Source organism: Streptosporangium sp. OZ121, from assembly GCF_051918885.1.
GTDB lineage: Bacteria > Actinomycetota > Actinomycetes > Streptosporangiales > Streptosporangiaceae > Streptosporangium.
Genome location: NZ_JBPXMC010000002.1, coordinates 249027 through 266929 on the forward strand (window position 1 = coordinate 249027; position 17903 = coordinate 266929).

Sequence of the window (17903 nt, forward strand, 5' to 3'; positions counted from 1 at the left end):
CGGGGATGGCGGAGAGAAAGGTGGCGGGCCGCTACCGGCTGCTCGAACACATCGGCGAGGGCGGCATGGGCATCGTCTGGCGCGCCCACGACGAGCTCCTCGACCGGGTGGTGGCCGTCAAGGAGGTCCGCTACCGGGGCGTCGACGAGGCCGCGCGCACCGACCTGAACCGGCGCACCATCCGCGAGGCCAGGACCGCCGGGCGCCTCGACCACCCCTCCGTGGTCATCGTGCACGACGTGGTCGAGGAGGACGGGCGTCCCTGGATCGTCATGCAGCTGGTCCGGTCCCGGTCGCTGGGTGAGATCGTCCGCTCGGGCGGGCCGCTCCCTCCCGAGCGGGTCGCCTCGGTGGGGCTGCACGTGCTGGGCGCGCTGCGGACCGCGCACGCCGCGGGGGTGCTGCACCGCGACGTCAAGCCGGAGAACGTGCTGCTGGCCGACGACGGCCGGGTGGTGCTGACCGACTTCGGCATCGCCTCCATGACGCAGGAGACCGGCATCACCCGTACGGGCGCGATGGTCGGCACCCCGGCGTTCCTGCCGCCCGAGCGGCTGCACGGGCTGCCCGCCACCCCCGAGTCGGACCTGTGGTCGCTCGGCGCGACGCTGTACGCGGCGCTGGAGGGCCGCCCTCCGTTCGAGCGGGCCACGGCCGCCGCCACCATGATGGCCGTCCTGCACGGCGAGCCCAGCCCCATGGCCCATTCCGGGCCGCTGCCGACGGCGATCCTCGGCATGCTGGCCAGGGACCCCGCCGCCCGGATGGTCCCCGACCAGGTCGAGGCCCTGCTCGGCCGCGCCTCCTCCCCCTCCGCCGGGCCGGTCTCCGGGCGAACGGCGCACCCCGGGCAGCGGGCGTACGCCTCCCCTGCCGCCCCCGCCTCCCCCGGGTTCCACACCGACCCGCCGCGCGCCGACCCGCCACCGCGTCAGGACCCGGCGCGGGGCGCGTGGCAGCCGGGGTACGGGGACTCCCCGAGCGGCCCGGGGCGGCCGCCGCACCCGGCCGCGCCCACGCACCCGGGGCGGTCGCCGTACGCGGCCGGGCACACGCAGCCCGAGGGGTCCCACTCCCCGGCCCCGCGCACGTGGCCCGAACAGTCCCCGTACACGCCCCCCGAGCCGTACGCGCGCCACGAGCAGTCCCCGTACACGCACCCCGAGCAGCCTCCGTACGCGCGCCCCGAGCAGCCTCCGTACCACGAACAGCCCCCGTACACGCATCCCGGACAGCAGGCCCACGGTCACGAGCCCTCGCCCCCCGGTTCCCGGCGGGGGCGGGAGCAGCCCGCGGACGCGGGGGCCGAGCCCGTGCGGCGGGCGAGGGCGGGGCGGCTGGCGCTCCTGGCCGGGGTGCCCGCGCTCGCGGTGGCGATCGGGCTCGGCGGGTGGCTGTTCCTCAAGGAGACGGACACCACGGTGGGCGCCGGTGACGGCCAGGCCGAGGTCACGCCTCCGATCACCGACCCCACCCCCACTCCGCCGCAGGAGACGACCCCCACCCCGGAGCCGGCCCCGACGGTGACGCCGCGTCCGGCCAGGACCCTCCCCGCGGGCTGGCGGCTGCACCGCGACCCGATGGGCTTCTCCGTCGCGGTGCCCGGGAACTGGCGGGTCAAGCGGTTCGCCGGCCGCGACAGGGTGGAGTTCCGCGCCCCCGGCGCGAGCGGTTTCCTGTGGATCGAGTCGACCGACGACCCGGAGAAGAACCCGGTCAGGCACTGGCAGAAGGTGGAGAAGGCCGGGACGGCCGACAACGTCTGGCCCGGCTACCGGCGGATCGGCATCACCGCGCTGGTGTACCGGGGGGTGCCGGCCGCCGACTGGGAGTTCACCTACCTCAAGAACGGGGTCCGCACCCGCGTCCTGGACCGGGGCTTCCGCACCCTCGCCGACAAGCCGTACGCGATCTACTGGGAGAGCCCGGCGTCCAGGTGGGACCGCTCGTTCTTCGACACGTTCACCAGGACCTTCCGGCCATGAGCGGCCTGGAGAGGGCGCGTTTCTGGCGCACCCCGGCCCTGCCGGGGGTGGACCTCCTCAAGGCCAGATACGTGACCCACCGCTTCCCGCCGCACGCGCACGAGGGCTACGCGATCGCGCTGGTCCTGTCCGGGGTGGAGGAGTTCGCCTACCGGGGCACCCTGCACCGCGCGGGCCCTGGCAGCCTCAGCACGCTCAACCCCGAGGAGGCGCACGACGGCTACGCGGGCGTCCCCGGCGGGTGGTCCTACCGGGTGCTGTACCCCTCGGTCGAGTTCGTCTCCGGGATCGCCGCCGAGCTGATGGCCGGGCACGGCACGCCCTGCTTCCCCGAGACCGTCACCTACCACCGGCCCACCGTCGCGCTGTTGCGGGCCGCGCACGACGCCGCGGAGGGAGGCGACGACCTCGCCTCCTCGACGCTGGCCCGCACGGCCTTCGCCGCCCTGCTCAGCCGGCACGCCTCCCGCCGCCCCGCGGGCGCGCCGCGCCGGGACGACGACCCGGCGGTGCGGCGTGCCCGGGAGATCCTGCACGAGCGGCTCGTCGACCCGCCCACGATCGAGGACCTGGCGCGGGCGGTGGACGCGAGGCCCTTCACCCTGATCCGGGCCTTCAAGGCGGCCACCGGGCTTCCCCCTCACGCCTACCTGAACACGCTGCGGATCATCCGGGCCCGGAGGCTGCTCCAGGCCGGCACCCCTCCCGCGCAGGTCGCCGGGGATGTGGGGTTCACCGACCAGGCCCACCTGAGCAGGCACTTCACCCGGACGGTGGGCGTGCCGCCGGCCGCGTACCAGCGCGCAGGAACGTACAAGACCGGGGCTTGAAACCGGATTTAAGCTCACCTGCCATGGAAACAACCACTCGTTCCTCCGCGATCAGGGACGGACTGGGCGTGGGGATCGCCGTCGGCCTGGCGGGGGTGGCCTTCGGCGCCGCGGCCGTCACCGCGGGGCTCAGCGTGGCGCAGGCGTGCGTGCTGAGCCTGTTCGCCTTCACCGGCGCCTCGCAGTTCGCCCTGGTCGGCGTCGTCGCGGGCGGCGGCAACCTGGTCGCGGGCACGGCCGGTGCGATGCTGCTGGGCGCCCGCAACAGCCTGTACGGCCTCCGCATGGCCGGGGTGCTCGACATCCGGGGCTGGCGCCGGCCGCTGGCGGCCCAGGGGGTGATCGACGAGACGACGGCGGTCACCCTGGCCCAGCCGGACGAGGAGTCGGCCAGGACGGCGTTCCTGGTCACCTTCGTCAGCCTCTATCTGACCTGGAACGCCACCACCCTGGTCGGCGCGCTGGGCACCTCCTGGGTGGCCGACCCCGCGGTGTTCGGCCTGGACGCGGTCGGTCCCGCGACGTTCCTGGCCATCCTGTGGCCCCGGCTCACCGGGAGCGGCGCCGAGGCCCGCGCGCTGCGCCTGATCGCGGGCTGCGGCGCGGCGGTCGCGCTGGCCGCGACCCCGTTCACCCCGCCGGGCGTGCCCGTGCTGCTCGCGTCCGTGGCCGTGCTCGCGGTGATCCTGAGGAGACCCAAGTGACCATCTGGTGGGCCGTCGTCGCCACCTGCGCCGCCTGTTACGCGCTGAAGCTCGCCGGGCTGTCGGCCCCGCGCCGGGTCCTCGACCACCCCGGGGTGCAGCGCTTCGCGACGCTGGTCCCGGTGGCCCTGCTGGCGGCGCTGATCGCGGTGCAGACCTTCGGCGACGGGCAGGCGCTGCACCTCGACTGGCCGCGCACCGCGGGGATGGGCGCCGCCGTCGTGGCCCTGCTGCTGCGCGCCCCGTTCCTGGTCGTCCTCGCGGCGGCGGCCGTCGTCACCGCCGCGCTGCGCCACCTGCTGAACTGAGGTCGTCACCGCCGCGCCCCCGCCGAGCCGAGGTCGTCACCGCCGCATCACGCCACCCGCCGAACTGAGGTCGTCACCGCCGCGCCCCCGCCGAGCCGAGGTCGTCACCTCGCGCCGCGTCCCGGTCGGTGCCGGGGCCGCCCGTGCCGCGCGGGAACCGTACGCGGAAGGTGGCGCCGGCGCCGGGGCGTGAGGTCACCGTGGCGTCGCCGCCGTGCGCGGCGGCGACCGCGGCGACGATGGACAGCCCGAGGCCCGCACCCCCCTGGCGGGCGCCGTCACGGGGATGACCGGCCCGGTGGAAACGCTCGAAGACCAGGGCGCCCTGCTCCTCGGTGAGACCGGGTCCCTCGTCGGCCACCTCGACCACGGCGTGCTCGCCGTCCACCCGGATCCTGACGACCGCCGGGGTGCCCTCGGGAGTGTGGCTGAGCACGTTGGCCAGCAGGTTGCCGACGATCTGGCGGATCCTGGCGGCGTCGCCGGGCACCTCGACGGGTCCCTCGCACTCCAGCGACAGCGGCCTGAGCGGCTCGATGGCGAGGGTGTCGGCCACCGCGTCGGCGGCGAGCGAGGTCAGCTCCACCGGGGAGCGCTCCAGGGGACGGCCCTGGTCGAGGCGGGCCAGCAGCAGCATCTCGTCGACCAGGGAGCCCATCCGGGTGGCCTCGGCCTCGATCCTGCGCATGGCCTTGGCCAGGTCCTCCGGCCGGGTGGCCGCGCCGCGCCTGAACAGCTCGGCGTAGCCGCGGATGGAGGCGATCGGGGTGCGCAGCTCGTGGGAGGCGTCGGCGACGAAACGGCGCAGCCGGTCCTCCGACGCCTCCCGTTCGCGGAACGCCTCCTCGATCTGGGCGAGCATCTGATTGAGCGCGTGGCCCAGACGGCCCACCTCCCCGGTGGCCGGGGCCGCCTCGATGCGGCGCTCCAGGTTGCCGTCGCCGATGGCCGCCGCGGTCTCGACGATGCGGTCCAGCGGGCGCAGTCCCCGGCGGATCAGGTGGGTGGCGAGCAGGGTCAGGCAGGCGAGCGCGAACGCCGAGGAGCCGATCATCACCAGGGCGACGCGTTCGGTCAGCTCGTCGGAGGCGGCCACCAGCGCCTCGGGGGTGGTCAGGGCGAGCAGCCGCGCGCTGCCGTGGCCGCGCCAGTCCTGCAGCGCGCCGAACGTCGCCCCCGCCGCCGTCCCGAGAGCCAGGGCGACCAGGCCCACGACGGTCAGCACGAGGCGGGTCCGCAGCGACATCAGTCCTCCCTGGGCAGGCGCACGACGTATCCCACCCTGGGCACGGTGTGGATGAGCGGCGGGTGTGAGGCGTCGACCTTGCGGCGCAGGTAGCTGATGTAGGTCTGCACCACCCCGTCGTTGCCGCCGAAGTCGTACTCCCACACGTGGTCCAGGATCTGCCGTTTGGAGACGACCTTGCCCGCGTTGGCCACCAGGAAGCGCAGCAGCTTGAACTCCGTCGGGGTGAGGTCGACGCGGCGGCCGTCGCGCCACACCTCGTGGGCGTCCTCCTCGATGACCAGGTCGGCGAAGGTCACCCTGCCGCCCTCGGCACCGGCCCGCTGGGTGCGGCGCAGCACGGCGCGGATCCTGGCGATCAGCTCCTCCAGGCTGAACGGCTTGGTGACGTAGTCGTCACCCCCCACGGTCAGTCCGCCGATCTTGTCCTCGGTGGCGTCGAGCGCGGTGAGGAAGACCACCGGCACCTGCGAACCCGTCATCCTGATCCGGTGGCAGACCTCCGTGCCGAGCACGTCGGGCAACATCACGTCCAGGACGATCAGGTCGGGATCGAAGGTCTCGGCCAGCGACACCGCCGCGGCACCGGTTCCGGCGATCGCCGTCTCGAACCCCTCGTAGCGAAGGGCGGTTGCGACCAGATCGGCGAGGTATGGCTCGTCATCTACGACCAGTATGCGGCTCACCTGACAAGTCTCACCCAGAGGATCTTGGAAAGACCATAGAAAACTCTGTGAAGAGCGATTCACATGCCGCTCTAAGGACGGGCACACAGGCATCGAAGATCTTTTTGTTGCACTGGGTGGCATGGAGAGAATCTCGGTTTTCGTACTGCGACGCAAAGGGCTGGTCGCCCTGCTGGCCGTGCTGGGATTCCTGGTGGGTATGGGCGCGACGCCGATCGCGATTCAGCGGCTCTCCGAGGAATACTCACATCCGGGAATGCCCGCTTTCGATGCCAATCAGGAAATTGTCAGAATTTACGGGAACGGCGGCTACCAGCGGCCGTTCGTCCCGGTGGTCGTGCTCCCCGAGGGAATGCGCGCCGACGAGCGGAAGGAGACCCTCGGCCGCGCCTTCGCCGCCGTCTCCGCCAGGCTTCCCGAGGCCCGCGTGGTCTCGTACGCGAGCACCGGCGACCCCCGGCTGGTCGGCACCGACGGCCGGACCACGTTCGGACTGGTCTTCCCCGGCACCTACTCCGACGGCAGCCCGCCGGGCGGCGGCCTCGGCGAGACGCCGGACGAGAGCCCGGTCATCGTCGAGGCGATGACCCCGGCGCTGCCGCCGGGCACGAGCGTCCACGTCACGGGGCTGGACACCCTCGCGCCGAGCGTGGACGCGGGCGGCGTGGACGTGCCCGCCAAGATCGGCATCGGGGTGATCGCCGCGGTGCTCGTCCTGCTGCTGGTGTTCCGCTCGGCGCTGGCCTTCGTACCGCTTCTCATCGCGGTCCTGTCCATCTTCGTGTCGTTCATCGTGATCCTGGCGCTGACGCTGGTGACGACCGTGCACGACGTGGCCCTCACCACGATGCCCCTGCTGGGCCTGGGCATCGCGGTCGACTACTCGCTGCTGCTGGTGGCCCGCTGGCGGGAGGAGCAGGCGGGCGGGCACAGAGGCGACGAGGCCGTGCACCGGGCCATGGCGGGCGCGGGGCGGGCGGTGCTGTTCAGCGGCGTCGCGGTCGCGATCGGCCTGGTGACCATGGTGGTGCTGCCGGTGCCGTTCCTGCGCAGCCTCGGCCTCGCCGGGATGATCATCGCGGCGGTGAGCGTGGCCACGACGCTGACCGTGCTGCCGGTGCTGCTCGCCCTCACCGGGCAGCGGCTCGACCGCAGGCGCGCCCGCGACGGCCGGGACGAGCCCCCCTTCCGGCGCGAGGCACGGGCCGGGCGGGCCTGGTCGGCGTGGGCGCGCGGCGTGGTGCGGCTGCGATGGCCCGCCGCCCTGCTCACCGGCGGGCTGCTGGTGGCGCTGACGGTGACCGCCCTGGGCGTCAACCTCGGCCTGCCGGAGAGCAGGAACCTGCTGACCTCGGGACCCGGCCACGAAGGGCTGTCCGCGTTGCGCCAGGCGGGCGTCCCGACCGGCTCGATCACCCCGTTCGACGTCCTGGTGACCGGCGACCCCGCCCGGACCGCCGAGAGGCTGCGGGGCGTGGAGGGCGTGTCGGCCGTGCTCGCCCCCGACGGCCCGTCCTGGCGCCGCGACGGCACCGCCGTCGTCACCGTGCTCCCGGCCGCGGAGAACGGCACCGAGGAGGGCGAGGCGACCATCACCCGGGTGCGCGAGGCGGCACCGGCCGGCACGCGGGTCGGCGGCAACGCGGCGCAGAGCATGGACTTCCAGGAGCGCACCTACGGGGCGTTCCCCTGGATGCTCGGCCTGATCGCGCTGGTCACGTTCGTCATGCTGGCACGGGCGTTCCGCTCGCTGCTGCTGCCGTTGAAGGCGATCGTCCTGAACCTGCTCTCGCTGGGCGCGGTGATCGGCGCGATGGTGGTGCTGTGGCAGTTCGGCTGGGGGACCAGGGAACTGCTGGACATCCAGCCCACCGGCTCGATCGGCGAGTTCGTGCCGCTCACCATCTTCGCCTTCCTGTACGGCCTGAGCATGGACTACGAGGTGTTCATCCTGGCCAGGATGCGCGAGGAGTACGACAGGTCGGGCAGCACGGAGTACGCGGTGATCGAGGGCGTGGGCCGCACCGGGCGGCTGGTCACCTCGGCGGCGCTGATCCTGTTCATCTCCTTCACCGCGCTGGCCATGACCCCCGAGCTGGACGTGAAGGTGTTCGCCAGCGGCCTCGCCCTGGGCATCTTCCTGGACGCCACCCTGATCCGCGGCATCCTGGTCCCGGCGGTGGTCGCGATGATGGGCCGGTGGAACTGGTGGCTGCCCGTCTGGGCCGCGCGGCTCCTGCGGGTGGAGCCCTCGCCGCTGAGGGGGGAGAACCCCGAACCGGTCCGGATCCCGGAACCGGTCTAGGGGCCGAACCGGTCCAGGGTCCGGGGCCATCGGTCCGCCGGACGTCGAGCGGAACGGCCGTCGCCCGCGAGAGGCGACGGCCGTTCCCGCGTTCCCCCGATCCCACCGATCTCCCCGATCTCCCCCGGCCCGTCGGCGGGACGACGCCGCCGCGGAAGGCACCCGCCGCCGGACAGCGGAACGGCCACCGCCCCGGGGAGCGGTGGCCGTTCACGAGTCCCTCCGGTACCCGGCCCGTCAGACGGCGGTCAGCACCGCCGCGGAGTTGAAGCCGCCGGAACCGCGGGCCACGACCAGCGCGGCCGACAACCCGTTCACGACCCTGGCCTCGGTGACCAGGTCCACGCCCTCGACAACGGCGCTGCCGGCGGTGCCGGAGGTGACGACGGTCGGCGGGATCACCCCGCCGGTCAGGGACAGGGCCGCCCACGCGACGTCGAGCGCCGCGCCGCCGGAACACAGGCGACCGGTCATCGTCTTGGGCACCGTAACGGGCACGCGGCGGCCGCCGAACACCTCCCGCAGCGCCGCCAGCTCCTGGGCGTCCCTGACCGGATCACCGGCGCCGTCGGCGAAGACCACCCCGACGTCGTCAGGGCCGAGCCCGGCGCGGGCGATCGCCTCGCGCATGGCCCTGGCGTACTGGCGGTGGCCGGGTGCCGGGTCGGCCACGTGGTGGGCGTCGTGGGTGGAGGCGGTCCCGGCGATCTCGGCGTAGACCGTGGGGGTACCCCGGCCGAAGGCGCTGTGCCGGTCCTCCACGATGAGCATCGCGCCTCCCTCGCCGGGGACGTGGCCGCCCGCGTCGGGAGCGAAGGGCCGGTAGGCCGTGGCCGGGTCGCTCCCGCGGCCGACCGTCGCCTCGCCGGCCTGGCAGGCCAGCGCGTACGGCGACAGCGGCGCCTCGGTGCCCCCGGTCACGACGACCTCGGTGCCCCTGCGGATCAGCCGGGCCGCCTCGGCCAGCGCGTCGATCGCCCCGGCCGCGTCCGCGACCAGCACCCCGCAGGCGCCCTTGAGCTGGTGCCTGATGGACAGCTGGCCACTGCTGGCGGCGTAGAACCAGCCGATGGACTGGTAGGCGCTCACCGCCCGGGGACCCTTGCTCCACAGCGCCTGGATCTCCCGCTGCCCGAAGGCGTTCCCTCCCGAGGCCCCGGCGGTCACCACCGACAGGTCGAACGGGTCCTCCCTCGCGGGGTCGAGGGCGGCGTCGGCCAGGGCGAGCTCGGTGGCGGCGAGGGCGAACCAGGTCCACCGGTCGGTCTGCACCAGCAGCTTGCTGTCGACGAACTCGCGCTCGTCGAAGCCGGTGACCTCCCCCGCCAGCCTGATCGGCGCCCCGGTGGCGTCGAACGACGTCACCGGGCCGATCCGGCTCCGCCCGGTCAGGGACCCCTCCCAGTGCTCGACCACGCCGATTCCCGTCGGGGCGACCACACCGATCCCGGTGATCACGGCTCTGCGGTCGCTCATCGGCTCGCCCCGGCTCAGAGAACGGTCGCTCATCGGCCCGCCCCCGGCTCGGAGAAGATCATCGCGGACTGGAAGCCGCCGAAGCCGCTGCCGGCGGAGAGCGCGTGCCTGGCGGTCACCTCGCGTGCGACCAGGGGAATGTAGTCCAGGTCGCATTCGGGGTCGGGAACGGTCAGGTTGGCGGTGGGCGGGACCACGCCCCGCTGCAGCACCAGGGCGCAGGCGGCCATCTCTATCGAGCCGATCGCGCCGAGCGAGTGGCCGATCACCGACTTGATCGAGCTGATCGGCACCCGCCGGGCATGGTCGCCGAGGCTCCGCTTGTAGGCGGACGTCTCGTGCCGGTCGTTCTGCTTGGTCCCCGACCCGTGGGCGCTGACGTAGCCGATGTCCTCGGGGTTGAGCTCGGCCTGGCCGAGCGCGTCGCCGATGGCCTCGCCCAGTTCGAGACCGTCGGGCCGCAACCCGGTCATGTGGAAACCGTTGGCCCGCGCGGCGTAGCCGGTGACCTCGCAGTAGACGCGGGCGCCGCGCCCGCGGGCGTGCTCCAGCTCCTCCACCACCAGCACCGCCGCGCCCTCGCCGAGGACGAAGCCCTTGCGCCCGGCGTCGAAGGGCCGCGAGGCCGTCTCGGGCTCGCCGTTGCTCGGGCTGGTGGCGCGGATGGCGTCGAAGCACGCCACGGTGATCGGGGAGATCGGCGCGTCCGACGCCCCCGTGATCATCATGTCCGCCTCGCCGTCCTGGATGAGCCGGTAGGCCCGGCCGATCGCGTCGATGCCGGAGGTGCAGCCGGTCGAGACGACGGCGGCCGGACCGTTCACGCCGAACCGGACCGCGAGCTCGGCCGCCGCGCTGGAGGGCACCAGCGACTGGTAGAGGAACGGCTTGAGGTGGCGGTGGTCCACCTCCCAGTCCCTGCCGCGGTCGCTGGCGACCACGTACTCCTGCTCCAGGGTGATGGTGGCCCCCACCGCCGAGCCGAGGCTGATCCCGGCCCGCTCGGGGTCGGCCGCGCCGAGGTCGAGGCCGGAGTCGGCCAGTGCCTCGTCGGCGCAGGCGACGGCGAGCTGGGTGAAGCGGTCCATCCGCCGGGTCTCGCGCGGGGTGAGCCCGTGGGCGGCCGGGTCGAAGTCGACCTCGGCCGCGATCTGGGAGCGGAACGGGGACGGGTCGAAGGCGGTGATCCGGCGGACGGCCGGTTTGCCGTCGACGATCCGGTTCCAGAACTCCTCCCGGCCCACCCCGCCCGGGGCGATCACCCCGATGCCGGTGACGACGACCCGTCTCACGTTCCCGCCTTCCCCGGATAGGGCTCGGTGTCCACGTGCCCGAGTTCGGGCCTCGGGGCGAGCGGGCTGAGCTGGAAGACCACGAGCACGTCGTCCTCGCCGACGTTGGTGAGGCGGTGCCTGACCTGGCGGGGGACGAGCAGCGCCTGCTCGGCGCCGACGATGAGCGGCTCGCCGTCGAGGTCCACCCTGAGCGTCCCGGTCGCGACGAACACGTACTCCTCGGAGTAGGGGTGGTAGTGCTCGGAGACCCCCTCACCCGGCGCCAGCCGCACGGCTCCGCAGAAGCCCGACGAGGAACCGCAGGTCGCCGGGGAGACCAGGGTGCGCAGGTCGCCGCCGCGCTTGGTGTTGGACGGCACGTCGTGGAAGCCCACGACGCGGCGGCGCCGCCGCTCCACCTTCTCCTTGATCAGCGACATCTGGACCGCGGAGCCGGCGTTGATCCGGTCGGTCATCCCCCGGGTGTCGACCGGGGCCTCGGGCCTCATGTGGAAGTCCTGCACCCAGCGCATGCGGGTGCGGTCGGGGCCGAGCTCCTCGTAGACCCAGGTGATGTTCATGAACTCGAACGGCCCGGTCTCCACCCGGCGTGCCCGGACCGTCCAGGTGTCGCGGTCCCAGGAGCGCTCCGACACCCAGGACCAGACGCGGTCCTGCTCGTCGGGGTGCATGGTGAGCCGGAAGGTCACCGAGTCGTCCGACTCGGCGAGCACCTCCACCTTGGCGTACTCGGAGAAGAGCTCCGGCCAGGTCTGGACGTCGTTCGTCTGGTCCCAGACGAATCCGATGGGCGCGTCGATCTCGATCGCGTTGTCGGTGTGCCCGATCATGATGTGCGTTCTCCCCCCTCAGGCGCCGGCCGCCGCCAGCCGCTCGGTCACGAGTTCTCTCATCAGGGACGGCGTGGCCTCGGCCGTCAGCTGTTCCTCCACGTCCACCCCGAACCGGTCCTGGATCCGGGTGGCGATCTCCACCCGGGCCAGCGAGTCGAGGTCCAGCTCGTCGAAACTGAGCTCCAGGGCGTCGTCCCCGGTGGCGGGGTCCAGGCCCACGGCGAGCAGCAGTTCGCGCACGTTCTCTTCGGTGAATGGCATCGTCGTCGTTTCCTGTCGTCGGTCGGTGTCGCGGAAGTGCGGGTCGGTGTCGCGGAAGTGCGGGTCGGTGCCTCTGGAGCGCGGGCCGATGTCCCCGAGGTGCCCGCCGGTCTCGCGGAAGTGCCGGTCGATGTCCCCGAGGTGCCCGCCGGTGTCGCGGGAGGATCAGGCCGGTGTCGCCGGGTGCCGGATGTCGTCGCGCACGGCGTCGACGAGCCAGATCCGGGCCGCGCCGACCGCCCGCGGGTCCGCCATCGCGGGGACGGGACGGCCCAGCTCGCGGGCGAGGTCGGCCTGGTGGGTCACCGAGGCGCGCCAGCCGTACCCGGCGAGCCACGCCCGCGGGTCCTCCACGGCGGACCGCCAGGCGGCCTGGGTGGAGGCGAGCCTGCTCATGGCGGGCCGCATCTGCGGCAGCTCGACGTACGCCCGGTTGACGTGCTCGACGGCGAGCCTGCTGCCGGGGGGCGACAGCTCGGAGACCCGGCCGAGGACGCGCGCGCCGTCCCGCGGCGTGAGATACATCAGCACGCCCTCGATCAGCCAGGCGATCGGCTCGTCCGGGTCGAGGCCCGCGGCCAGCAGCGGCGCCGGCCAGTCCTCGCGCAGGTCGGCGGGGACGACCGTACGGTCGCAGGCGGGCTGGGCCCCCTGGCCGGCCAGCGCCTTCTCCTTGAAGGAGATCAGGTCCGGCAGGTCGACCTCGAACAGGCGGGTGCCCTCGGGCCATTCCAGCCGGAACGCGCGGGTGTCCAGGCCGGCGGCGAGCAGAACCACCTGCCGCGGTCCCGCGGACACGGCCTCGCGCAACCGGTCGTCGAAGAAGCGGGTGCGCAGGACGAAGTGCTCCCCTGCGCGGCGGCCCGCCTCGCTGATCCCGGTGATCCGCCCCGCGGCGTCGGCGAGCGGACCCGCCAGCGGGTCGTCGAAGAGCCGGTCGGGCCGCGTGCTCTCGGCCTCCCTGGCCTGGGCGATCACCACCGCGGTGCGGCTCACGCCGGTGGGCAGGCCGGGTTCTCCGGTGGGTCGGGTCATTCCTCGCTCCTGTCGCCGATGAAGTCGATGGCCATGGTGAGCCGGTAGGTCTCGCGGTAGACCAGCCGGTCGAAGGTCAGGCGCATGAACGCGTCGCGCGCCGCGCAGGCGACCGGGTGCCTCCAGCGGGTGAGCTCGCCGTTGACCCGCGACCGCCGGACCATCCGGGTGGTGCGGTCCACCCGCCGGGCCTCGTAGGCGGCCAGCGCCCGCGGCACGTCCCCGCCGGTGAGCTCGTCGGCCAGCACGAGGGCGTCCTCGATCGCCTGGCCCGCGCCCTGGCCGAGGTTGAACGTCATGGGGTGGGCCGCGTCCCCCAGCAGCGTCACCGGGCCGTGGCTCCAGCGCCGCAGCGGGGGCCGGTCGAAGACGTGCACCGGGGTGACGTCGTCCGCCCCGGTGGCCGCGATCAGGCCGGGGATCGGGTCGGGCCAGCCGGCGAACTCCGCGGCCAGCATGTCGAGGGTGCTCACCCCGAGCCTCGGGGCGACCCGGTCGCCGAGGACCCCGTCCCAGTAGACGTGGTCACCGTCGAGCCGGTAGCAGACGAACCACCGGCCGCGGCCCCACGTGCTGAGGAAGGTGTGCGCGGGCACCCCGGAACCCGGCAGCCGGATCACTCCCTGGAAGGCGGTGAACCCGGCGTAGCGGGGCGGCGGGTCTCCGGGGAGCAGCGCGGCACGTACGGCCGAGCGCAGCCCGTCCGCGCCGACGAGCAGGTCCGCCCGCTCCTCGCGGCCGTCGCCGAACCGGGCCACGACACGGTCGCCCGTCACGGTGAGGCCGGTGAACCGGGAGCCCGTCACGAGGTCGTCCCCCACCTGGCCGGCGAGCAGGGCGTGCAGCTCGGGACGGCTGACGCTGTAGACGGGTGCGCCGAGGGGACCGGCCATGCGCGCCATGGACCACTCCGCGATCCGGCGGCCGCGCGCGTCCCTGAACAGGTGCCGGTGCAGCTCGTGCCCGGCCTTGCGGACCCCGGGCTCCAGCCCGAGCTCGCGCAGGGCCAGCACGGCGTTGTGCCAGAGCACCAGCCCGTGTCCGGCCTGTGCCGCGCGCAGCCCGGGAGCGCGTTCGTGCACGCTGACCTCGGCTCCCGCGGCCCGCAGTGCCAGCGCCGCGGTCAGCCCGCCGATGCCGCCCCCGACGACGACCACCCTCACGCGGGGCCTCGCTCGACGGCCGCCGCGGGGGGCTCCACGAGGGGCGCCGCCTCCACTCGGGGCTCCACTCGGGGCTCCACTCGGGGCTCCACTCGGGGCTCCACTCGGGGCTCCACCAGGGGCTCCGCTCCGGGCGGGGCGTCCGCCCCCTCCCCCGCCGAGGCTTCGTCCCCCACCGGCGCGCCCGCCGCCGTCTCCGCCCGGACCAGGAAGCGCAGGGAGCGGGCCTCGGTCATGCACTCCCGCATCGGCCGGACGAGCTCGCGGTGCTCCTCGGTGGCCTCCCAGGCGAGGAAGTCGGCCGGCCGGCGCCACTCGCTGGTGATCAGCCACTGCTCGGGGTCGGTGAGCGACTGGCAGACCTGGTCGTTGAGGTGCCCGGGTACGCCGCCGGACACCTGGTACCGGATCTTCTCGTAGGCGGCCAGGAAGTCCTCCCGCCGCTCGGCGGGCACCCTGACCAGGAAGACGATCCGGGCCCTCACCGGGGGCCTCCCACACCGGGCGGCGGTCCGCCGAGTTCGGATTTGAACTCGAACCTGCCCAGCACCGGCACGCTGCTTCCGTACAGGCCGTCCGCGGCCTCGCTGGTCAGGAAGGCCACGACATTGGCGACCAGGTCCGGGGTGACGGTGTGGTCGAAGTTCATCCCCGGGCGCTCCCGGCGCTTGTCCGGGGTGTCCGCCATGGTCATGACGACCGTATTGGCGTGGATGCCGCTCCGCTTCACCTCGTGCGCGATGGAGCGCACCCAGGCGACCAGGGCCGCCTTCGCGGCGGCGTACGCCGACAGGGCGGGCAGCGGCTCGTCCGCGAGCGGGGTGCTGAAGTAGACCAGCCGCGCCCCCTCGGTCAGGTGCGGCAGGATCGCCTGGGTGGCGGTGACGGCCGACAGGAAGTTGTCGCGCAGCATCTGCTCGTAGACGCCGGTGTCCATCAGGAACAGCGGCCCGGCCCGGAAGCCGCCGACCATGTGGACCAGGCCGTCGAGCCGGCCGAAGCGCCTGACCGCCTCCTCGGCGGCCAGCCGGGCGCCCTCGGGATCGGAGACGTCCGTGGCCAGCGTCTCGATCCGCCCCGTGACGCCGTGCCGCCGCTCCAGCAGGGCGAGGCGGTCCTTGTCGCGGCCGATGAGCAGCAGCCGGTCCCCCCGGGCGCCGAGCAGCTCGATCACGGCCTCGGCGAGCTGCCCGGTCGCGCCGGTGATCAGGAAGACGGGGGCGGTCATCGGACCGGCTCCGCGACCCGGGTGGTCACGTGGTCCATCAGCGCCGACAGGAAGAAGGCTCGCGCGCCCTCGGGGTCGCTCATGTCGCGCGGGACCGCGAGGTAGGTGTCCAGCTCGCGTTCCAGCCGCTGGATGCCCGGCTGCCTGGACAGGTGGGCCATCACGCTCGGCAGGTTGCCGTCGATCTCGATGACACGGATGACCGTGGTGTCCTTCATGAAGATCGAGGTGCTCAGCAGCCGGGTGCCGTCGGGGGTCTCCCACTCGGGGGGGTCGTAGCTCGACAGCAGTTCCCTCACCGCCGCCTCCGCGCCGGGCCTGATCTGGAAGGTGATCGCGTAGCGCTGCATCGGGCCTCCTTGGATCGGGGGCGGCCGTCCGCCGCCTTCTGGGACCAGCCTGTTCGCGAGGGGCCGGGCTGTCTTCCGCCACGCGGCCGGACCTGCGCTCCCCCGGCGGTGGGGCCCTCTCCGCCACGGGCGGGAGCCCGCCGCTCCTCACCGGAGATCCCCGGCCTCCGGCCGCGCGGAACAGAATCACATTCACCCAAGCAACCGGCTGCTTACGCTTGATTGAAATCCTTATTAAGTGAAATGTGGACGCCGTAATTCACGGATATTTCATCGACACCTCAAGCCTTCGCAGATAACCCGATTTATCCCATTAGACCTTAAGGATCTCTGAGCTGCTTCTGTGAGAACCCATAGAACGGTCGGGCGACACAGGCGCTGGTGATATGAGCTGACGGGAGGCTGTTAGGTCCCTCGACGTGCCGCCACGAGGGCTCCGGCAGGGGTCCGGCAGACGTCCTCAATAGTCAAAGAATAGAATCTTAATGAAGTCTGTGACAGCCCATATGATTTGCTTGATATAGTCACTTTTTCTGACTACGCTCACCTTTCATGGGGGAACGACGGGGCAAAACAACCCAAGAATGCAAGCACCTCTCATGTTTAGCGAGTAGCCGATCTCAGCGGATCCCAACGGGGTGGGTTCGATGAGCACCTTCCTCGGCTATCTCGTCTCAGAGCTGAGCTGGACCGACCTGTTGTGCTCGACGGTGGCGGCGCTCCTGGCCGTCGTGTCGTTCACACTCGGCACCCGCCGGCACACCAAGTCCATACTGGCCAGGAGCGAGAGCGCCGCGGCACTGCGCGAACGGCGCCGAATCGCCCGCAACCTGCACGACGGGGTGGGACACGGCCTGACCGTGATCGCCCTCCAGGCCCGGCGGCTGACCGGCTCACCGGCGACGGCCCACCACGTGGCCCAGATCATCGAGGAGACGGTCCAGGCGACCCTGACCGACCTGCGAGGGACCCTGACCGACCTGCGGCACGAGCCGCCTCCTCCGAGAGGGGGGCACGACCTCCCCCCGGGGGAGGAGCCGCGGCGCCACGACGACGGCGTGCCCCTGTCGGCCAGGCTGACCGAGCTCGCCGGGCGCTTTCCCTTTCCCGACCTGGCCGTACGGCTGCGCAACGTGGCCGCCGAACGCCACGTACCGCCCGAGGTCGCCAGGACGGCGTTCCGCGTCGCCCAGGAGGCCCTGACGAACGCGCTCAAGCACAACGCCGGCCCGGTCCACCTGGAGGTCTGCTTCGGCGAGAAGCTGAGCGTCTCGGTGGTCAACGAGACGCGCTCCCCCGGTGTGATGGCGGTGGCCATGCCCCTTCCTCGCAGGCAGGGCGGCGGCACGGGGCTGCGGGGCCTGTCGGAACGCGTCGCCGAGCAGGGAGGTCACCTGGAGTCAGGACCGCTGACCGGGGGCGGATTCGTCACCCGGGCCGTCATTCCGGTGACTCCCGCCATCTTCAGAGAGGACGAGCCATGCGGAAGATCCGCGTCCTGATCGCCGACGACCAGCCGCTGATCCGCAGCGGCCTGCATGCCATCTTCGACGCGGTGCCGGACATCGTGGTGGTCGGGGAGGCACGGCACGGGGTGCAGGCGGTGCAGTCGGTCAAGACACTCCGCCCGGACGTCGTGCTGATGGACATCAACATGCCGCGCATGGACGGCATCACCGCCACCAGGGAGATCTGCAAGCTGGGTGCCGCCTATCCCGCGAAGGTCGTCATCCTGACCATCTACGACCAGGACGAGCACGTCTTCGAGGCGCTGCGCAGCGGTGCCAGCGGCTTCATCCTCAAGCACACTCCCACCGACCGGCTGCTGGACGCCGTGCGCGAGGTCGCCGAGGGCGACGCCCTGCTGTCGCCCTCGGTGACGCGTAAGCTCATCGACGAGTTCGCCAGGCGCCCGGTGCTCTCGGCCGCGCCGACCGCGGTGCTCGACCAGCTCACCGAGCGGGAGCGCGAGGTGTTCCAGCTGCTCGTACGGGGATACGGCAACGACGAGATCGCCCGCGCGCTCGTCCTCGGCGACAGCACGATCAAGTCGCACGTCCAGCACCTCTACCAGAAGCTCGGCGTGCGCGACCGGGTGCAGATCGTGATCTTCGCGTACGAGAACGGCCTGGTCGCGGCCACCCCACGGGGCTGACGCGGCTCCGGTGCGCGAAGGCGGACCGTCTCCCCCCGGGGAG

At 72.9% G+C, this 17903-nt stretch carries 18 protein-coding genes; 7 read left to right on the forward strand and 11 right to left on the reverse strand.

Translation table 11 applies throughout. The features are described 5' to 3' along the window. Positions 1 to 5 precede the first annotated feature (5 nt). The 4 genes from ACTOQ1_RS05985 to ACTOQ1_RS06000 are packed head-to-tail and all read left to right on the forward strand — an operon-like array spanning position 6 to position 3827. The gene (locus ACTOQ1_RS05985; protein ID WP_440065039.1) at positions 6 to 1985 is read left to right on the forward strand and encodes a protein kinase domain-containing protein; all 1980 of its coding nucleotides are present in this window, start codon (positions 6 to 8) and stop codon (positions 1983 to 1985) included. Beyond that, a complete protein-coding gene (locus ACTOQ1_RS05990; protein ID WP_440065040.1) occupies positions 1982 to 2815 on the forward strand; it encodes an AraC family ligand binding domain-containing protein in 834 nt (277 codons plus the stop codon). The genes ACTOQ1_RS05985 and ACTOQ1_RS05990 overlap by 4 nt, the downstream gene beginning before the upstream one ends. Positions 2816 to 2838: 23 nt before the next feature. Continuing rightward, positions 2839 to 3519, forward strand: coding sequence for an AzlC family ABC transporter permease (locus ACTOQ1_RS05995; RefSeq protein WP_440065041.1), 681 nt, complete (start codon positions 2839 to 2841; stop codon positions 3517 to 3519). Beyond that, on the forward strand, positions 3516 to 3827 hold the full coding sequence (locus tag ACTOQ1_RS06000; RefSeq protein WP_440065043.1) for an AzlD domain-containing protein: 312 nt from the start codon (positions 3516 to 3518) through the stop codon (positions 3825 to 3827). The genes ACTOQ1_RS05995 and ACTOQ1_RS06000 overlap by 4 nt, the downstream gene beginning before the upstream one ends. A 73-nt stretch (positions 3828 to 3900) precedes the next feature. Here ACTOQ1_RS06000 and ACTOQ1_RS06005 read toward each other — a convergent pair whose 3' ends face one another. Together ACTOQ1_RS06005 and ACTOQ1_RS06010 are read right to left on the reverse strand one after the other, a co-directional pair. Then, positions 3901 to 5073: a sensor histidine kinase gene (locus ACTOQ1_RS06005; protein ID WP_440065044.1), complete on the reverse strand. Its 1173-nt coding sequence runs from the start codon at positions 5071 to 5073 to the stop codon at positions 3901 to 3903. Continuing rightward, a complete protein-coding gene (locus tag ACTOQ1_RS06010; RefSeq protein ID WP_362676329.1) occupies positions 5073 to 5759 on the reverse strand; it encodes a response regulator transcription factor in 687 nt (228 codons plus the stop codon). The genes ACTOQ1_RS06005 and ACTOQ1_RS06010 overlap by 1 nt, the downstream gene beginning before the upstream one ends. Positions 5760 to 5880: 121 nt before the next feature. On the opposite strand from ACTOQ1_RS06010, the gene ACTOQ1_RS06015 reads away from it, so the two are divergent. After that, positions 5881 to 8064, forward strand: coding sequence for an MMPL family transporter (locus tag ACTOQ1_RS06015; RefSeq protein WP_440065046.1), 2184 nt, complete (start codon positions 5881 to 5883; stop codon positions 8062 to 8064). 237 nt (positions 8065 to 8301) lie between these two features. Here ACTOQ1_RS06015 and ACTOQ1_RS06020 read toward each other — a convergent pair whose 3' ends face one another. The 9 genes from ACTOQ1_RS06020 to ACTOQ1_RS06060 form a co-directional block, all read right to left on the reverse strand. After that, positions 8302 to 9573, reverse strand: coding sequence for a beta-ketoacyl synthase N-terminal-like domain-containing protein (locus ACTOQ1_RS06020; RefSeq protein WP_440065048.1), 1272 nt, complete (start codon positions 9571 to 9573; stop codon positions 8302 to 8304). Further along, positions 9570 to 10832 (reverse strand): beta-ketoacyl-[acyl-carrier-protein] synthase family protein, encoded by a 1263-nt coding sequence (locus ACTOQ1_RS06025; RefSeq protein WP_440065049.1) that lies wholly within the window; start codon positions 10830 to 10832, stop codon positions 9570 to 9572. Before ACTOQ1_RS06025 ends, ACTOQ1_RS06020 begins: the two co-directional genes overlap by 4 nt. Beyond that, complete coding sequence (locus ACTOQ1_RS06030) at positions 10829 to 11665, reverse strand: cupin domain-containing protein (RefSeq protein ID WP_440065051.1); 837 nt, start codon at positions 11663 to 11665, stop codon at positions 10829 to 10831. Before ACTOQ1_RS06030 ends, ACTOQ1_RS06025 begins: the two co-directional genes overlap by 4 nt. Positions 11666 to 11683: 18 nt before the next feature. Further along, the gene (locus ACTOQ1_RS06035; protein ID WP_440065052.1) at positions 11684 to 11929 is read right to left on the reverse strand and encodes a phosphopantetheine-binding protein; all 246 of its coding nucleotides are present in this window, start codon (positions 11927 to 11929) and stop codon (positions 11684 to 11686) included. Between the two features lie 165 nt (positions 11930 to 12094). Further along, positions 12095 to 12964, reverse strand: a complete 870-nt coding sequence (locus ACTOQ1_RS06040) for an SAM-dependent methyltransferase (RefSeq protein WP_440065053.1) — start codon at positions 12962 to 12964, stop codon at positions 12095 to 12097. Beyond that, positions 12961 to 14127 carry an FAD-dependent monooxygenase gene (locus ACTOQ1_RS06045; RefSeq protein WP_440065054.1) on the reverse strand — a complete coding sequence of 389 codons (1167 nt, stop codon included), beginning with the start codon at positions 14125 to 14127 and terminating at the stop codon, positions 12961 to 12963. The genes ACTOQ1_RS06040 and ACTOQ1_RS06045 overlap by 4 nt, the downstream gene beginning before the upstream one ends. Beyond that, a complete protein-coding gene (locus ACTOQ1_RS06050) occupies positions 14124 to 14612 on the reverse strand; it encodes an antibiotic biosynthesis monooxygenase family protein (protein WP_440065055.1) in 489 nt (162 codons plus the stop codon). The genes ACTOQ1_RS06045 and ACTOQ1_RS06050 overlap by 4 nt, the downstream gene beginning before the upstream one ends. Then, positions 14609 to 15355: an SDR family oxidoreductase gene (locus tag ACTOQ1_RS06055; RefSeq protein ID WP_440065057.1), complete on the reverse strand. Its 747-nt coding sequence runs from the start codon at positions 15353 to 15355 to the stop codon at positions 14609 to 14611. Before ACTOQ1_RS06055 ends, ACTOQ1_RS06050 begins: the two co-directional genes overlap by 4 nt. Beyond that, positions 15352 to 15705, reverse strand: a complete 354-nt coding sequence (locus ACTOQ1_RS06060; RefSeq protein ID WP_440065059.1) for a SchA/CurD-like domain-containing protein — start codon at positions 15703 to 15705, stop codon at positions 15352 to 15354. Before ACTOQ1_RS06060 ends, ACTOQ1_RS06055 begins: the two co-directional genes overlap by 4 nt. 647 nt (positions 15706 to 16352) lie before the next feature. Here ACTOQ1_RS06060 and ACTOQ1_RS06065 point away from each other — a divergent pair. Both ACTOQ1_RS06065 and ACTOQ1_RS06070 read left to right on the forward strand, forming a co-directional pair. Beyond that, positions 16353 to 17207 (forward strand): sensor histidine kinase, encoded by an 855-nt coding sequence (locus tag ACTOQ1_RS06065; RefSeq protein WP_440065060.1) that lies wholly within the window; start codon positions 16353 to 16355, stop codon positions 17205 to 17207. Further along, entirely contained in the window at positions 17186 to 17860 is a 675-nt protein-coding gene (locus ACTOQ1_RS06070; protein WP_440065062.1) for a response regulator, read from the forward strand. The genes ACTOQ1_RS06065 and ACTOQ1_RS06070 overlap by 22 nt, the downstream gene beginning before the upstream one ends. Positions 17861 to 17903: the final 43 nt, after the last annotated feature.

What these genes read in the sequence shown, in the direction of transcription:
- ACTOQ1_RS05985 (WP_440065039.1), top strand. Translation starts at nt 6, where the DNA reads ATGGCGGAGAGAAAGGTGGCGGGCCGCTACCGGCTGCTCGAACACATC.
- ACTOQ1_RS05990 (WP_440065040.1), top strand. Translation starts at nt 1,982, where the DNA reads ATGAGCGGCCTGGAGAGGGCGCGTTTCTGGCGCACCCCGGCCCTGCCG.
- ACTOQ1_RS05995 (WP_440065041.1), top strand. Translation starts at nt 2,839, where the DNA reads ATGGAAACAACCACTCGTTCCTCCGCGATCAGGGACGGACTGGGCGTG.
- ACTOQ1_RS06005 (WP_440065044.1), bottom strand. Translation starts at nt 5,073, where the DNA reads ATGTCGCTGCGGACCCGCCTCGTGCTGACCGTCGTGGGCCTGGTCGCC.
- ACTOQ1_RS06015 (WP_440065046.1), top strand. Translation starts at nt 5,881, where the DNA reads ATGGAGAGAATCTCGGTTTTCGTACTGCGACGCAAAGGGCTGGTCGCC.
- ACTOQ1_RS06020 (WP_440065048.1), bottom strand. Translation starts at nt 9,573, where the DNA reads ATGAGCGACCGTTCTCTGAGCCGGGGCGAGCCGATGAGCGACCGCAGA.
- ACTOQ1_RS06030 (WP_440065051.1), bottom strand. Translation starts at nt 11,665, where the DNA reads ATGATCGGGCACACCGACAACGCGATCGAGATCGACGCGCCCATCGGA.
- ACTOQ1_RS06035 (WP_440065052.1), bottom strand. Translation starts at nt 11,929, where the DNA reads ATGCCATTCACCGAAGAGAACGTGCGCGAACTGCTGCTCGCCGTGGGC.
- ACTOQ1_RS06040 (WP_440065053.1), bottom strand. Translation starts at nt 12,964, where the DNA reads ATGACCCGACCCACCGGAGAACCCGGCCTGCCCACCGGCGTGAGCCGC.
- ACTOQ1_RS06055 (WP_440065057.1), bottom strand. Translation starts at nt 15,355, where the DNA reads ATGACCGCCCCCGTCTTCCTGATCACCGGCGCGACCGGGCAGCTCGCC.
- ACTOQ1_RS06060 (WP_440065059.1), bottom strand. Translation starts at nt 15,705, where the DNA reads ATGCAGCGCTACGCGATCACCTTCCAGATCAGGCCCGGCGCGGAGGCG.
- ACTOQ1_RS06065 (WP_440065060.1), top strand. Translation starts at nt 16,353, where the DNA reads ATGAGCACCTTCCTCGGCTATCTCGTCTCAGAGCTGAGCTGGACCGAC.
- ACTOQ1_RS06070 (WP_440065062.1), top strand. Translation starts at nt 17,186, where the DNA reads ATGCGGAAGATCCGCGTCCTGATCGCCGACGACCAGCCGCTGATCCGC.